At 57.5% G+C, this 14241-nt stretch carries 14 protein-coding genes; 11 read left to right on the top strand and 3 right to left on the bottom strand.

The features are described from left to right. Window positions 1–95 precede the first annotated feature (95 nt). Entirely contained in the window at window positions 96–1739 is a 1644-nt protein-coding gene (locus tag FHJ80_RS08500) for a DASS family sodium-coupled anion symporter (protein WP_139526904.1), read from the bottom strand. A 243-nt stretch (window positions 1740–1982) separates the two neighbouring features. Here FHJ80_RS08500 and FHJ80_RS08495 point away from each other — a divergent pair, with 243 nt between their 5' ends. Beyond that, window positions 1983–2594 (top strand): CDP-alcohol phosphatidyltransferase family protein, encoded by a 612-nt coding sequence (locus tag FHJ80_RS08495; RefSeq protein WP_139526576.1) that lies wholly within the window; start codon window positions 1983–1985, stop codon window positions 2592–2594. Between the two features lie 574 nt (window positions 2595–3168). Further along, window positions 3169–3480 (top strand): hypothetical protein, encoded by a 312-nt coding sequence (locus FHJ80_RS08490; protein ID WP_139526575.1) that lies wholly within the window; start codon window positions 3169–3171, stop codon window positions 3478–3480. A 73-nt stretch (window positions 3481–3553) separates the two neighbouring features. Here the strand turns inward: FHJ80_RS08490 and FHJ80_RS08485 are convergent, their stop codons facing one another. Further along, complete coding sequence (locus FHJ80_RS08485) at window positions 3554–3883, bottom strand: hypothetical protein (RefSeq protein ID WP_139526574.1); 330 nt, start codon at window positions 3881–3883, stop codon at window positions 3554–3556. 236 nt (window positions 3884–4119) lie between these two features. On the opposite strand from FHJ80_RS08485, the gene sstT reads away from it, so the two are divergent. From sstT to FHJ80_RS08440, 9 genes are all read left to right on the top strand, one after another. Then, complete coding sequence (sstT, locus tag FHJ80_RS08480; RefSeq protein ID WP_139526573.1) at window positions 4120–5337, top strand: serine/threonine transporter SstT; 1218 nt, start codon at window positions 4120–4122, stop codon at window positions 5335–5337. 79 nt (window positions 5338–5416) lie between these two features. Continuing rightward, complete coding sequence (locus FHJ80_RS08475) at window positions 5417–5947, top strand: helix-turn-helix domain-containing protein (RefSeq protein WP_139526572.1); 531 nt, start codon at window positions 5417–5419, stop codon at window positions 5945–5947. Further along, on the top strand, window positions 5944–6684 hold the full coding sequence (locus FHJ80_RS08470) for an AzlC family ABC transporter permease (protein WP_139526571.1): 741 nt from the start codon (window positions 5944–5946) through the stop codon (window positions 6682–6684). Before FHJ80_RS08475 ends, FHJ80_RS08470 begins: the two co-directional genes overlap by 4 nt. Beyond that, window positions 6681–7016, top strand: coding sequence for an AzlD domain-containing protein (locus tag FHJ80_RS08465; protein ID WP_139526570.1), 336 nt, complete (start codon window positions 6681–6683; stop codon window positions 7014–7016). Before FHJ80_RS08470 ends, FHJ80_RS08465 begins: the two co-directional genes overlap by 4 nt. 151 nt (window positions 7017–7167) lie before the next feature. After that, a complete protein-coding gene (locus tag FHJ80_RS08460; RefSeq protein ID WP_139526569.1) occupies window positions 7168–8628 on the top strand; it encodes an MDR family MFS transporter in 1461 nt (486 codons plus the stop codon). Continuing rightward, window positions 8625–9605 (top strand): ABC transporter substrate-binding protein, encoded by a 981-nt coding sequence (locus FHJ80_RS08455; protein ID WP_176558229.1) that lies wholly within the window; start codon window positions 8625–8627, stop codon window positions 9603–9605. Before FHJ80_RS08460 ends, FHJ80_RS08455 begins: the two co-directional genes overlap by 4 nt. Further along, window positions 9595–10599 carry an iron ABC transporter permease gene (locus FHJ80_RS08450; RefSeq protein ID WP_139526568.1) on the top strand — a complete coding sequence of 335 codons (1005 nt, stop codon included), beginning with the start codon at window positions 9595–9597 and terminating at the stop codon, window positions 10597–10599. Before FHJ80_RS08455 ends, FHJ80_RS08450 begins: the two co-directional genes overlap by 11 nt. Next, a complete protein-coding gene (locus tag FHJ80_RS08445) occupies window positions 10596–11627 on the top strand; it encodes an iron ABC transporter permease (protein ID WP_139526567.1) in 1032 nt (343 codons plus the stop codon). The genes FHJ80_RS08450 and FHJ80_RS08445 overlap by 4 nt, the downstream gene beginning before the upstream one ends. Before the next feature lie 28 nt (window positions 11628–11655). Then, window positions 11656–12279, top strand: coding sequence for an RraA family protein (locus FHJ80_RS08440; protein ID WP_139526566.1), 624 nt, complete (start codon window positions 11656–11658; stop codon window positions 12277–12279). Between the two features lie 53 nt (window positions 12280–12332). Here the strand turns inward: FHJ80_RS08440 and FHJ80_RS08435 are convergent, their stop codons facing one another. After that, window positions 12333–14240 (bottom strand): IucA/IucC family protein, encoded by a 1908-nt coding sequence (locus FHJ80_RS08435; protein ID WP_139526565.1) that lies wholly within the window; start codon window positions 14238–14240, stop codon window positions 12333–12335. Between the last annotated feature and the right edge of the window lies 1 nt (window position 14241).

Genomic DNA, 14241 nt, shown 5'->3' with positions numbered 1-14241 from the left:
CGTCTTAAGGTCATCTTTCGCGCCGTAACCCGCATACACAAAGCCCCCATCGCAAGGATGAGGGCTTTGTGTTAGTGACATAAAATTAACCTAGATTAATCTCTAAACGCATCCGGATAGGTGGTGAGATCCACGCCCCACAGCATCGGCAGCAGGAAGTAGACCGCGGCCACGATCAACAGCATCGCAATGATGTTGAGCCAGAAACCGTTGCGCACCATCTCGATGATTTTGATTTTACCCGTGGCGAAGATGATCGCATTGGGCGGGGTGCCTACCGGTAGCATGAAGGCGCAGTTGGCCGCCATGGCCGCTGGCACCATCAGCACGAACGGATGAATATCGAGCGCCAGCGCCAATGAGGCTAGCACCGGCAAAATCATCGTCGCTGTGGCCGTGTTGGAGGTGATCTCGGTCAAAAATAGCACCATGCCTGTCGCCAGCAAAATGACCAGCAGGAAGTTGACGCCTTCTAGCACGCTCATTTGGCCGCCAATCCATGAAGCCAGACCCGATGAGCCAAAACCTGCGGCAATCGCCAAGCCGCCACCGAACAGCAGCAAAATGCCCCACGGCACGTCTTTGGCTACGTCCCACCCCAACAGGCAGCCACCTTTATTGGGCGAAGGAATCAGAAACAGCGCCACGGCAGCAGTGATCGCAATCATGGTGTCGTTAATGCCTGGAATATTGAAGATCTGTCCCTGCCAAAGAAACGAGCGGGTAATCCAGAAGAACGCGGCAAACAGGAACACACCGAGCACCGCCTTCTCTTCGAAGGTGATCCTACCCAGCGCTTCTTTCTCTTTTCGAATCAGCGCCCGGCCGCCCGGCAATTTGGCGAGCTTGATCGGATAAATGAAGCGCGTCAGCATCACCCAGCCAATCACCAGCAGCGTCACTACCACCGGGAAGGCAAACATCAGCCAGCCCGCGAACGAAATCTCGACACCGAACAGCTCGTTCACGATCGCCGCCAGGATAATGTTCGGCGGCGTGCCGATCAGCGTGCCTAAACCACCAATGGTGCCACCATAGCCCACGCCGAAAATGAGCGCCTTGCTGAATTTATCGATTTCGTCGCTGTGGTCACCTTCGGTTTTATTCAGTTCCTGGGTGACTTGATAGACAATCGCAGTGCCAATAGGCAGCATCATCATCACAGCGGCGGTATTGGACACCCACATGGACAAGAAGCCCGTCGCCGCCATGAAACCAAACACGATGCTGTTGATGCTAGTACCGAGCACGGAGATGATCGACAGCGCAATGCGTTTATGTAGATCCCACTTCTCCATCGCCAGGGCGATCATAAAGCCGCCCAGGAACAGGAAAATAATCGGGTTGCCGTAGGCCGCCGTAACGGCGTTGCTCTCCAACGCCCCGGTAATGGGTAGGAGAATAATCGGCAGCAGAGAAGTGACAGGAATCGGGATGGCTTCGGTAATCCACCACACCGCTACCCACAAGGTAGTGGCCAGCACCATCCGGCCTTCGAAGCTAAGATCAGCCGGGTGGAAAAACATCACTACCATTGCAAACAGCAATGGCCCCAGCACCAAGCCGATTTTCTGCGCTCGGTTATACGCAGGAGGACGGGGTGAGTGGCCGCTGCTGCCTTGTGTACCATTAGCCTCGCTGCGGGATGAGGAGCCACCGGTACTTGAGGTAGGCAACGCACACATCAGAAGGTTTTTGACTTGATCGTGGGAGTGCCAAAGCTGATCCCACAGCGTCATCGTAGCAGTTCTGCGCATTATTAACGTACCGCTCGCAGTCAGGGTGAACGAAAGGGCTCAACACGGGGCAGGCCCTACGGCATTTTTACCAGCGCCGCTGGCGTTTGTGGTGCCCTTTATTCACTGCAATAAGCCTTTAGTCCAGCGAATTGGCCGTTATTACAACCAAAGTCTAAACACTTTAGTCTTAATTATTAGCCGCTACTAACATTAAACCCAGTCCCCTTTTACGGAGATATCATCGTGTTAGACCGCTTTACCATGCCGCTGACCCAGCGACCGCTTCTCGCGCTTGCTGACATCCTGCATCGTCAAAAAATTACCGCTGATCAAGTCACGCTAGCGGCCTTCATCGTGGGGCTCAGCGCCTTGCCGCTACTGGCATTCGAACAGTACGGGTGGGCGTTGGCTGCAATCGTGCTCAATCGTGTGGGAGATGGGGTAGATGGTGCCTTGGCCCGGCTGAATAATCAGCAAAGCGACGCGGGCGGCTTTCTAGACATTGGGCTTGATTTTGTCTTTTATGCGTCGGTAGTGCTCGGCTTTGCGCTGGCCGACCCTGAGCAGAATGCACTGCCTGCTGCGCTGCTGCTCTTTGCGTTCATTGGCACCGGCACATCATTTTTGGCCTTCGCCATCGCCGCCAAGGCCCGGCAGATAGAACGGCCTAACTTTCCTAAAAAAGCCTTTTACTATTTAGAAGGCTTGACCGAGGGCACCGAAACGGTCGCGGCGTTCGTGTTGTTCTGTTTGTTCCCCACGGCGTTTCCCTTGTTGGCTTGCCTGTTCGCTGCTGCGTGCTTGATCACCACCATCACGCGGCTCTGGGGTGGCTACTGGACACTGCGTTCATGACCCGATCATGTCATCATCGTTAACATTTTGTATAGCTTTTATGAACTCCTTTTCGGTGCCGCTGGTCTATGCTGTGGGTATGAGTTCATCGCGCTCGTCAGGGCATGAAACTTGGCGCAGCTGTACTCTCTGAGGGGGGATCGACCACATTACCGACCGTTTGGGAGGTTGCATGATCCGTCAACACATCTACCAGGGCACCCAGCCCGGCAGCCGAGAGCATCTTGAGAAATTTCTTACGGAACAAAAGCATAGTCGTGCAAAAGCAAAACAACCTGACGTAGTGACCGTTGCCACCGTGTCATTCTTCACAGGTTGTTTAGTCACTTTGCTAGCCACTATGACGCTCTAATGATAGACACTGAGCGCTCCATCACAGCGAAAATCCCCACACGAAATGTGGGGATTTTTTATGGCTTTTGATCCATGTGAATTTTTGCAGACAGTCGAAAACGGTGATTGATTCTCACCAATCTCTGTATTACTCTCGAAGCGTACAAGACGCGTACAAATAGCGTTTCGACACTTACGCTGCTATTTCGAGCAGCCAATGGCATTCACAAGGAGTCGTGGCATGCATACCCATTCTCTGGTCGATATCTCGCAGGCGGGCCTTGAACTGGCCATTCAAGAAATCAAGGAAGAGATGTTCGATACACCGCAGTGTGACTACACCATTGCCAAACTGCTGAGCCATTGTGGCCAGTTTGAGGCGGCTGAGCGCCATATTGATGACATGTTGTTGAAATGGGGCGCTTCTCCCGATGTGCTCGCCCTTACCGAACAGGCTTATGCCGACATGGCACGTTTCAGCGTCGATCAAACGGCTAACGCCTTGTCAGCGGCCAACCGCGCTTCCGTGGCACAAGCCAGCGCCGCAGCTTGAAGTTTTGAGCGCTCGTCCCTAACGAGCGATGCGAACGGCCTGCCGCTCTTCGAGTGGCAGGCCGTTTTTATAATTAGTCTAAATGCTCTAGCGTCACCACGATATCTTGGGTAGAAACATCGACGTTCCAGAAGGTATAGCTGTCATCGTCCTCGTCGACCAAGCGAATATCGAATAAGGGACTTTTATACCCCGTTAGCGTCACGCGCTGGGTATCCCCATTCATCAACACGTCGCTGCCCAGCACGTCCTCCTCCCAACTTTTCGAATCCGCCGGGCTCACGTACATATAGTAAATGGTGTAGCCAGTACGGTTGGTGATATCGACGTAGTAGTCGGCCGCCATGACGAGCGACGAGCTGCACATCATCAGCAGTGCGGCAAACAACACTTTCATACGCATGAAACGTTCCTTCTTCTTCTTTTGGGGATAGGCGGGAAGTAGCACTAAAGCCACGCTGCGATGATGCCCCGCAGCAAGCGAAGTATAGTCTGGCGCTCATCTCTGTGACAGCGAGTGCCGATTTTTGGCACCCCCACCCCAGAGAAGCCCTCAACTGATAGAATGCTGCCCCTTTCAGGCGCGGTGGCGCTTACCGCCGCATCGCTTCCCCCCTTTTACTACCTGAGAGTCACGCAATGATTGCCACCGCTACCACCGTTTTTCGACCCTTGTTACGGCTGGGGCTTATTCCTCAAATCGTCATCGGTATTGTCGCTGGGGTGCTGTTGGCCCTACTCGTACCCGACATAGCCAGCGATGTAGCGCTTCTCGGGCAGCTTTTCATTGCCGCGCTGCAAGCCGTGGCGCCTATTTTGGTCTTCGTACTGGTGGCGGCGGCCATTGCCGCCCATCAGGCGGGCCAGCCGACCCATATTCGCTCGGTGCTCTTACTCTACGTCGCAGGTACGCTGATTGCCGCGTTGATTGCCGTAGCCGCAAGCTTCGCACTTCCCACGGAGCTGGCCTTGGATGCGGGACAAGTCGACGGCAACCCGCCGAGCGATATTTTTACCGTGCTGCGTGACTTACTGCTCAACGCGGTGGCGAACCCTGTGACGGCTCTGATGGACGCCAATTTCATCGCCATTCTGGCCTGGGCCATTGGTTTGGGGTTGACACTTCGCCAGGCCAGCGACACGACTCGCCAAGCGCTGAGCGATTTATCGGCGGCCATTACGCGTATCGTCACCCTGGTGATTCGCCTGGCCCCCCTGGGTATCTTCGGTCTAGTGGCCGGTACACTCGCGGAGTCTGGCGTTCAGGCTCTGCTGAACTACGCCCAGCTATTGGGGGTGATCGTTGGCTGTATGCTGTTCGTCGCGCTAGTAAGTAACCCGCTATTGGTCTACTTGGCTACCCGCCAAAATCCTTACCCGCTGGTGTTTGCCTGCCTGCGGGGCAGCGCCATTACGGCGTTTTTCACTCGCAGCTCGGCGGCCAACATTCCGGTCAACCTGGAACTTTGCCGCCACTTGGACCTGGATGCCGACACCTACGCGATCTCTATTCCATTAGGTGCCACCATCAATATGTGCGGGGCGGCGATCACCATTACCGTGATTACGCTGGCGACTACGCACACCCTGGGAATTAGCGTGGATTTCCCCACCGCGCTGCTGCTCTGCATCGTATCGGCGCTGGCGGCCTGCGGTGTGTCTGGCGTGGCGGGCGGTTCGTTGATGCTGATTCCCATGGCCGCCAGCCTGTTCGGCATTCCGACCGAAGTGGCCATGCAGGCCGTCGCCATTGGCTTTGTGATTAGCGTGGTGCAAGACTCTACCGAAACGGCGCTCAACTCCTCCACCGATGTGCTGTTTACCGCCGCCGCCTGTCGAGCGCGCAAGCCTGATTAACGCTCCTTTGTGGCTCGTCGATTGACAGATCGGTGTTCCTTATATAGAACGTTCTATAAAAGGAACAGCGAGGACGTCCATGGACGAGCACTCTCTTGTTACGCTAGGCCAACACCTCCAAGCGCTTCGTAAAGCGCAGGATTTATCGCTCTCGCAACTTGCCAACGCGGCGGGCATCGCGAAATCCAACCTATGCCGCTTAGAGCAAGGCAATGGCAACCCGACGCTCGACACGATCTGGCGGCTGGCCGTCCAACTCAACGTTCCGTTTGGCACCCTAGTTGCACCGATTAGCGTGCCGCTCGGCGAGGATGGCGTGCAGGTACAATTGATTGACCAAGGTAAAGGCGCACCACAGGTAGATGCCTACTGGATGCGCTGCGCGCCCCACACCCTGCGCCACGCCGAGGCCCACACACCGGGCACCCAAGAGACGCTGACGCTGATCAGCGGCTATTTGGAAGCCGGACCAGAAGGCGCAACGCTCTCGCTCGCTCCCGGCGATAGCGTCACTTTCCCCGCCGATCAGCCACACCTTTACCGCACTCAGGCGGCAGAAGCCACTCTGCTGCTCACCGTCACCTACGGGCTAGAGGGCACCCGCTCATGAGCCAGCCAGCCGATCACACCGTTAACGCCCAGCACTCATCGCTGCGCTCTGCCTTACAGGGTGTGCGTGAAGCCATTCCGCTACTAGGCGGCTATATTCCAGTCGCGCTCTCGTTTGGTTTGGTCGCGACGCAGGCCGGTTTTACCACCTGGGAAGCCGCCGCCATTTCAGCACTGATCTATGCGGGTGCGTCGCAGTTTCTGTTCGTGGGCATGATTGCCGCGGGCGCACCGCTGTGGCTGGTGGTCATCATGACGCTGCTCATCAACGTGCGCCACGTGGTGTACGGCCCCAATTTGGCCGCGCTGCTGCCCCGCAGCCGCCACTGGCCTTGGTTGATGCACGGCCTGACCGACCAAGTCTTTGCCTTGGCACTCACACGGCTACCCCAGCTACCGGAAGTCAAGCGGTTCAGTTGGTTCGTGGGTGCCTCGCTGCTGGCGTGGGCGGTGTGGATCATCGGTACCATCGTCGGCGCGTCCGGCGGCGAGGCGGTCACCGCCCGCTGGCCGCTGCTGGGGGAGATCATGCCCTTCGCCCTTCCAGCCCTATTTCTTACCATGGTGGCACCGCGCTTTACCGACCAGCGCTGGGCCGCCGCCATGCTGTGTACCATCCTTGCCGCGCTGGCCTTGAACTTGGCCGGGTGGAGTAATGTCGCGATTCCGCTGGCCGCCGCCTGCGGCGCGCTGTGCTTTTATACGGTCACGTTCCAACCACGGAGGAGCCGCCCATGAGCAGCACCATGTGGATCGCCGTCATTATCTGCGCACTCGGCACGTTGCTGATGCGAGTGGTGCCCTTTTTATGGATGCAGCGCCGTCTTGGTAGCGCAGCGGGCATGAATGCCATGCCCCAATGGCTGGTGATTCTGGGCCCGATGATGATTGCCGCCGTGTTGGGCGTCTCGATCGTACCGGTCAACCCCAACGCCATCTCTTGGCTCGCCACAGCGATAGGCCTTGGCGTCACGCTATTGGTGTGGCTACGGCTGCGCTCACTGGGCTGGCCGGTGGCCGCCGGGGTGGCGATGTTTGGTGCAGTAGAGGTAGCGGCTGCTCTCCTTTGAGAGCGCGGCGACTGACGCACCCCCGCCCAATCACAACTGATAACTATTTGCATTAAATACCTTTAACATGGCATCATCCCCCTCTGGCTAAGGCGTCATAGCAGCACGTCTGCTTTGCCATATCCCCATGACATCTCAGAAAGCGGGTTTCATGCCGAACGCGACCTCCAACGGCAAAAAAGTGCTGATCAGCGTGCTACTGGGCACCTTTACCGTCAGCCTCAATAACAGCGCTCTTAACCTAGCCGTCGCAGACCTCATGGTGACGTTTAACGCAAGCGCCACCCAGGTCAGCTGGGTGGTGACCATCTTTATGATTGCCATGGCGATGACAATGCCGCTAACGGGCTATTTAGCGGGCAGATGGGGGCGAAAAACGGTTTACCTCGTGGGCCTGTGCGGTTTTTTGGCCGGCTCGGGGCTGGGTGCCTTAGCGCCACATCTCAATGGCATCATCGTAGCCCGAGGCGTGCAAGGAATCGCCGCTGGCTTGATGATTCCGCTGTCTCTGTCGTTGATTTTTTCTGCTTACCCGCGCGAACAGCGGGGACGGGCCAGCGGTGTGTGGGGCTTTGCCGTGATGATGGCGCCCGCCATCGGACCGACGGTGGGAGGGCTACTGCTGGAGGTCAGCCACTGGCGCGCCCTGTTTTTGATGAATATGCCCTTCGCGATCCTAGGGCTGATATGCGGCTATCGTTATTTATCCGCCGACTCGCGGCCGCCTCGACGCCAGTTTGACTTACCGGGCTTTTGTCTCATCACGCTGGGTATCGGGGGCGTACTGCTGTCTCTCAACGGCGTTGAAACGTTATCAGACCTGTTGCGTCCCGCTACTCTCGTACCGCTCCTGCTAGGTGCCATCGCGTTAACGCTTTTCATACGCGTCGAGCGACAGCAAGCTCAGCCGCTACTCGACCTGTCACTGTTTCACCACCCTCGCTTTCGCTACAGCGTGCTGCTCGCCTGTTTGCAATCGATCATCCTGTTTGGATGCATCTTGTTAATCCCTCTGTGGATGCAGAACACGCTGGGCTTTAGCCCGCTGACGACAGGCCTCGTGTTTCTCGCCACTGCGCTGGCTGCCGCTGCCTGTTCGCCCATTGCAGGCCGCTGTATCGACCGGGCACCCCCTCAATGGTGTATTGGTTTAGGCCTGATTGCCACGGTCATCAGCTTGATAGGCCTCGGCACGCTGAGCGCGGCGACCTCCGTTTGGATCATCGCAGCCTGGATGGGGCTTCGCGGCATGGGGTTGGGGTTCGCTTACTTACCGGCGACCACGGTGGGCATGAAAGATCTTCCTGAGCAGCAAGTGGCCCAGGCCTCGGCCATGAACAACATGGCGCGTCGACTCGTCTCCTCACTCGGGGTGGTCGCCCTATCGGTCTACTACGACATGAGTGTTCGCGCCTCCCTGGACCTGGGCACCGCCTACTCCGAGGCCAGTGCCTCTGCCCTGCATGTGGCCTTTTTTGTCTTGGCGGGTATCGCGCTGGCCTGTCTACCTTTGGCGTGGATGCTGGGGCGCACAGGTGCCTCGTTGAACATGGCGATACCTTCCTCCTCAAACGGCCAGCCGCAAACGTCGCTTCAAGGAAGAGCCAAATGATCCCCTTTCAAACGCACCAAATCACATGGCGACCTTCATTGGGCAAAACGCTGCTGAGCATTGCCTTCGTCGTGAGCTTGATGGGCGCTACCTGTGCCGCCCAACCCCTTAGGAGCCAAACATCCTCCGTTGAACGCGTCGTAACGCTTTACCAAGGAGCCACCGATAGCGCCGTCGCCTTGGGGATCACTCCCATTGGCGTGGTGGACTCATGGTTGGAAAAACCCATGTATCGCTACCTGCGCGACGAATTAAACGACGTGCCGCACGTGGGCCTGGAAACACAGCCAAACTTGGAAAAAATCGCTTGGCTGAACCCTGATGTCATCGTGGCCACGGATTTTCGTCATCAGAGAATACGGCCGTTGCTGACAGCCATTGCCCCCACTGCCACGGCCGATAACGTTTATGACTTCAAAGAGACGCTGACCCTGGTGGCTGATGCCACAGGTCGCGAGGAAGCAGCCAATGCGTTACTGCGCGATTGGGCGACACGTGTCGACGACTTTCACCGACAGATAGCAGACGCGCTCGGAGACGCGTGGCCGCAAAAAGTCGCGGTGATCCGCTTCAAAAGTGATCACCTGCGTATCTACTCGGGCGGCTTTGCAGGCTATATTCTCGACGAGCTAGGGTTCGAACAACCCGACACCTTGAACACGCACGGGTGGGGCATGAAGCTTTCCAGCACGGAGAACATCCCTATGTTGGATGCCGATGTCATTTTCGTGCTGCTGGAGCCGGACCCCGCCATTCTCGATAACTACCAGCACTGGTCGTCCCACCCTTTGTGGCAGCAGCTAGAGGCCGTCGAACATCAGCGGGTATTCGAAGTCGACCCCGTCAACTGGATGATGGGCGGCGGTATACTCGCCGCCAATGCCATGCTCGATGACCTGTATCGCCACTATGGTCTTGAAGGCCTCGAGCAAGGTGATGCGCTTGCTAGCCGCCAGGAGACGCAGGATGCTAGATAGCCACATCGCTAAAAGTCTCGGGCTGCTGTTTGGGGTGGTGGTGACCTGGAGCGCATTTTTAACCAGCACGCTATCAGGAACGACCGATATTGCGTGGCACGCGCTCTGGTCAACCTTACATCACTATGATCCCGGCAATGTCGCGCACATCATCCTCATCACCGAGCGTCTGCCGCGGGCGATCATCGCAGCGTTAGTGGGTGCGAGCCTCGCCATTGCCGGGGCTCTGATGCAAACCATCACACGCAACCCGCTGGCCTCACCTAGCATCCTAGGCATCAACGCGGGGGCCATGTTTTTTGTCGTGGTGGCCGTGTCTTTACTGCCGCTTTCAGCGCCTGCCCACTATGTCTGGGCGGCGCTTTGCGGTGCATCGGTGGCGGCGCTCTTAGTCATTCTGCTCAGTAGAGGACGACGCGGAGAGCTATCCCCGCTGCGCGTCGTACTGGCCGGGGTGGCCGTGACGGCCATGTTCGTCGCCTTTAGCCAGGGGCTCCTGGTGATCGATCAGCAAAGCTTCGAAAGCGTGCTCTACTGGCTGGCAGGCTCGGTATCTGGGCGAGAACTTGCGCTGGTAGTTCCTTTATTACCGCTATTTGGCGCAGCGCTCCTGCTCTGCACCCTGCTGGTCCGTCATGCCAATGCGCTCTTGTTAGGCGATGACATGGCAACAGGTCTGGGGTTACAGGCCACCACGATCAAACTGCTGCTTGGGCTCGTCGTGATCGTATTGGCGGGTAGTTCCGTGGCCTTGTCAGGGATGATCGGGTTCGTAGGGTTGATCGTTCCTCACATGGCGAGGAGTCTGTTTGGTATCGATCACCGCTGGCTGTTGCCCGCCTGCGCGCTAATGGGCGCCAGCCTTCTATTGCTGGCAGATGTGGCGTCGCGATTTTTAATTGCTCCCCAGGAGATCCCTGTAGGCGTGATGACCGCTTTGCTAGGGACGCCTTTCTTCATTTATCTGGCGCGACGCAACATGGCAGCCCAATGACATCGCATATCTCAAGCTCCTTTATCTCTTCTGAACAGCGCCATGACGATCGGTCGCTGCTCACGGTCGTCGGTTTGGCCGTTTTGCTGTTTGCCAGCGCGGGCGTATCGCTGAGCTTGGGTAGCTTTCCTACCTCATTCGCGGACGTTTTAAAGGCGTTAGCAGCGCCGCAGAGTAGCGACATTGCCTTTATCGTTTGGGAGTTGCGTCTACCGAGAATCGTATTGGCTATCTTGGTGGGTGGCGCCTTGGCGATGGCCGGCGCCATTTTGCAGGGTATCGTCCGCAATCCGCTGGCATCTCCTGATGTCATCGGCATGACTAGCGGCGCCGCACTGGCGGCGGTCCTATTTTTAGCGCTATTCAGCAGTACTTTGGGTATTCACTGGCAGCCACTCTTTGCCATGCTGGGTGCCCTGGTATCGGCCTTGCTGGTCTTTGTACTCGCTTGGAAAAGCGGGCTGCACCCATCGCGTATGGTACTCGTGGGTATTGGTTTGGCAGCAGCCATGGGCGCAGGCACCACGCTATTGATCGTCATTAGCAGCGACGCTGCTGCCATGTCGGCCTACGTCTGGCTCACCGGCAGTCTCTATGCGGCACAGTGGCGGGACGTCAATGGCTTACTGCCGTGGCTGGTGGTGACCACACCGGTATGTTTGGCCTTCGCCCGCCATGCAGATGCCATGGCGCTGGGGGATCAGGTGGCACAAGGGCTAGGCGTCGCGGTGATACGTAGCCGAGTCATCCTACTGGCCTGTGCTGTGGTGTTGGCAGGCGCTGCGGTGGCCTATGCAGGGGCCATCAGTTTCGTGGGCTTAATAGCGCCGCATATCGCGTCTAAATTCGTGGGGCGCCATATGGCACGCCTCCTTCCCGTATCGGCGCTGGTCGGGGCACTGATCGTCCTATATGCCGATTTGCTGGGCCGGGTCGCTTTTCTTCCCAAAGACCTGCCCGCAGGCATTTTCGTGGCCGGCATCGGCGCGCCCTTCTTCGTTTATTTACTTCACCGCACGCGCTATTAGCGCGCTCGAGGTAAACAAAGAGAGTCCCATGTTCCATGTCCTTCCCCGGCAAGAAAACATCACCCCCCAGCAGCGGCAACGATTCGAGGACATTGCCACCTCGACACTCGGACATTTTACCGATATCGGAGCCATCGCGACCCTTCTGCCACTCAAGCGCCCTGTTCGGCTTTTAGGCACGGCCCTCACGGTACGCATTCCCCATGTGGATGGCAGCATCATCCGTGAGGCGCTGATCATGGCACGCCCAGGCGACGTGCTGGTGATCGACGTCGGCAGCGATGTTCAACGTGCCTGCTGGGGGGAGTTTCGCGCTTACGCCGCCTTACAAAAGAGCTTGGCGGGCGTGGTGACGAATGGACCGGTCACCGACTGGGCCTATCTTTCTCAGCTGCCGCTCCCCACCTTTGCACGGGGAACAAGCCCGTTAACCACCCGGGCACTCTCGCTAGAGGGTGAAATCAATACGCCCGTCACAATCGAGGGGTGTGTCATAACCCCAGGGGATCTGGTCATTGGAGATGACGATGGGCTCTTCGTGGTGCCTCCTCACCGCGCAGAGGCGCTAGCGAGTGCTGCAGAGGAAAAGCAGACGCAGGAGGACGAGAAGCGGCGAGCGCTGAAAGCAAACCATCCCGCTTGGTTTTGCTAATTCGGCATGTTGATTGAATAGCCGCCTAGCAGATCTACTAGGCGGCTTTTGACTCAGTGCTCCGTGACCGCTTCCTGGTGGCGTTGCTGCTTCGAAACGATAACTTGGCGAAGCGGATTACAGGTTGCGCTGGTGCCGAAGGGCATACTGCCTGGCCCCCCCGCTCGCTCGATGATGGGTGAAATCAGGCGTTTATAGGGCCACTGCTCCTGTTCGAACAACTGCTTTAGCAGTCTATCCCGGTCATGTTGGTCAAAAGCAACCTCGTTCAGCTGGGCTCTCAACCGTATCGCCAACGTCTCCCATAGAGTGTGCGCCGAGACTCCGTAGTAGCCTACCAGCGCGTCGATGATGGCGCGTAGATTGACTTGAATGGCAAGGGTTTGCAGCCAAAACAGCAGGGCTTCCAGGCTATCGTGGTAAAGGGTATTGGAGTGACCTTGCTTGATGCGGTAGCACGGGTCCTGCATCCCATGCTGTTCCAGCCGCTCAACGCAAATACGCAGCGAGTCATGATCGCGTAACAGCACGCCGTGGCACCGGCCTGATTTAAAGACCATGACCGCATTCTGCCCATGGACTTCTGCCAGCATCCCCAACCGAAACAGGCGTAGGTTGATCTCGAAGAAGCGGTCGCACAGCTCGCCGAAGAGGGCTGTCACGGATGATGCACTCGCAGGCCACTCCCGCTCGGCTAACCAGTCATCGAACACATGGTGCTCACCACCCGGTAGTGGCGTTCCCAGCGTGGCCATGGGCACCAAACGCACGGTATCGTCTTCCAGTAACTCAGAGGGGTAGCTACGCACCATGGCCGACAGGTGACGAGGCGCTTCATCAAAGAGCGTTGCCCCTTGCGGCATATACGCCCACCACTTGCTTTCATCACATAGATAGAGGCCTTGCGCTAATCGAGCGTCGCGTGCCTTGGCCTGCTGCAGCAAGCGGGCACTGAGATCGCCATTGATCATTTTCACGGCCGGTAAATAGCGAGAAGCCCCCAGAGAGTAAATGGCCATGGGCAGTTTGAGAAAGTGCGGACTGGCCGTGGTGGGCGCAAGCGACCGTAACGAGGAGGTGGCTAGCCAGGGTTCCGTGACGGTCGTGAGTGACACGCAGGCACCGGCTTCAAAGGCGTCTTGCAACCAATGGGGCAACGCATGCTCGTACTGCCACGGATGTACCGGAAGGGCGGTATGCGTATGCGCTAGGCCTCGCTCGACCATCTCCTGCTCCAACATCCCAGCGCTGGTCTCGCTGGCGAGCCAGCGCACTGGCAGCGGCGTTTCTTCGTTGACACCGTCACCACTGAGCAAAGCGTTATTGTCGATGGCGACCCAACGGAGTTCGATAGGCAGATTGAACTCCGCCATATAGGCGTGATACTCCTGATTATTCAACCCCTGCTTGGCTTTCGCCGTGGGGTGATAAGGGCGATCCAACAGCGATGCCCACTGCTCCATCACAGCAAAATGATCAGCCGTGGCAAGCGCTGGCAAACCCGCCGTTCTTACCTGATGCTTCACCGAGCTGGTCGCTTGCCAAAGCGTATCGGAGAGCGCCTGCAAAAACACCTCCTGCCCCTGGGTTAGGGCTGCGTCATCCCCGCCTCCGTTAGCAAAGAGGTAATGCATGAAGGCCTCAGGTGACAAAGCGTGATGCTGACCTGCGGCATGGTCGACCAACACGACCGGCGTCTGCGGCACTTTCTCCCAAGCCTGCGTGATACCAGGCTGAAGCAGCATCGCGACATGCCAACCCGGCTTTGCTGGCCAGCGCCAAAGACGCTGCGCGGGATCACGGGTAAAACCACCAAACAAGCCAGTCAGTGCTTTCTCGTCGTCACCGACGATGCTCCACTGCGCATCGAGCCCCTCTAGCAAGCCTTCTACCAAGCACCCATCGACCAAACATTGCAGAATCTGCTGTTGCGCATAGTGCTGAGCATTAACGGATGTCATG

It is taken from the genome of Halomonas sp. BL6 (assembly GCF_006228115.1).
In the GTDB taxonomy this organism is placed as follows: Bacteria; Pseudomonadota; Gammaproteobacteria; order Pseudomonadales; family Halomonadaceae; genus Vreelandella; species Vreelandella piezotolerans.
The sequence above is the reverse complement of the archived record's forward strand: the minus strand, read 5'-3'. Positions and strand labels throughout refer to the sequence as shown.

Coding starts and splice junctions, on each gene's coding strand:
- FHJ80_RS08500 (WP_139526904.1), bottom strand. CDS start 1,739: ATGACGCTGTGGGATCAGCTTTGGCACTCCCACGATCAAGTCAAAAAC.
- FHJ80_RS08490 (WP_139526575.1), top strand. CDS start 3,169: ATGCATACCCATTCTCTGGTCGATATCTCGCAGGCGGGCCTTGAACTG.
- FHJ80_RS08485 (WP_139526574.1), bottom strand. CDS start 3,883: ATGCGTATGAAAGTGTTGTTTGCCGCACTGCTGATGATGTGCAGCTCG.
- sstT (WP_139526573.1), top strand. CDS start 4,120: ATGATTGCCACCGCTACCACCGTTTTTCGACCCTTGTTACGGCTGGGG.
- FHJ80_RS08475 (WP_139526572.1), top strand. CDS start 5,417: ATGGACGAGCACTCTCTTGTTACGCTAGGCCAACACCTCCAAGCGCTT.
- FHJ80_RS08470 (WP_139526571.1), top strand. CDS start 5,944: ATGAGCCAGCCAGCCGATCACACCGTTAACGCCCAGCACTCATCGCTG.
- FHJ80_RS08465 (WP_139526570.1), top strand. CDS start 6,681: ATGAGCAGCACCATGTGGATCGCCGTCATTATCTGCGCACTCGGCACG.
- FHJ80_RS08460 (WP_139526569.1), top strand. CDS start 7,168: ATGCCGAACGCGACCTCCAACGGCAAAAAAGTGCTGATCAGCGTGCTA.
- FHJ80_RS08455 (WP_176558229.1), top strand. CDS start 8,625: ATGATCCCCTTTCAAACGCACCAAATCACATGGCGACCTTCATTGGGC.
- FHJ80_RS08450 (WP_139526568.1), top strand. CDS start 9,595: ATGCTAGATAGCCACATCGCTAAAAGTCTCGGGCTGCTGTTTGGGGTG.
- FHJ80_RS08445 (WP_139526567.1), top strand. CDS start 10,596: ATGACATCGCATATCTCAAGCTCCTTTATCTCTTCTGAACAGCGCCAT.
- FHJ80_RS08440 (WP_139526566.1), top strand. CDS start 11,656: ATGTTCCATGTCCTTCCCCGGCAAGAAAACATCACCCCCCAGCAGCGG.
- FHJ80_RS08435 (WP_139526565.1), bottom strand. CDS start 14,240: ATGACATCCGTTAATGCTCAGCACTATGCGCAACAGCAGATTCTGCAA.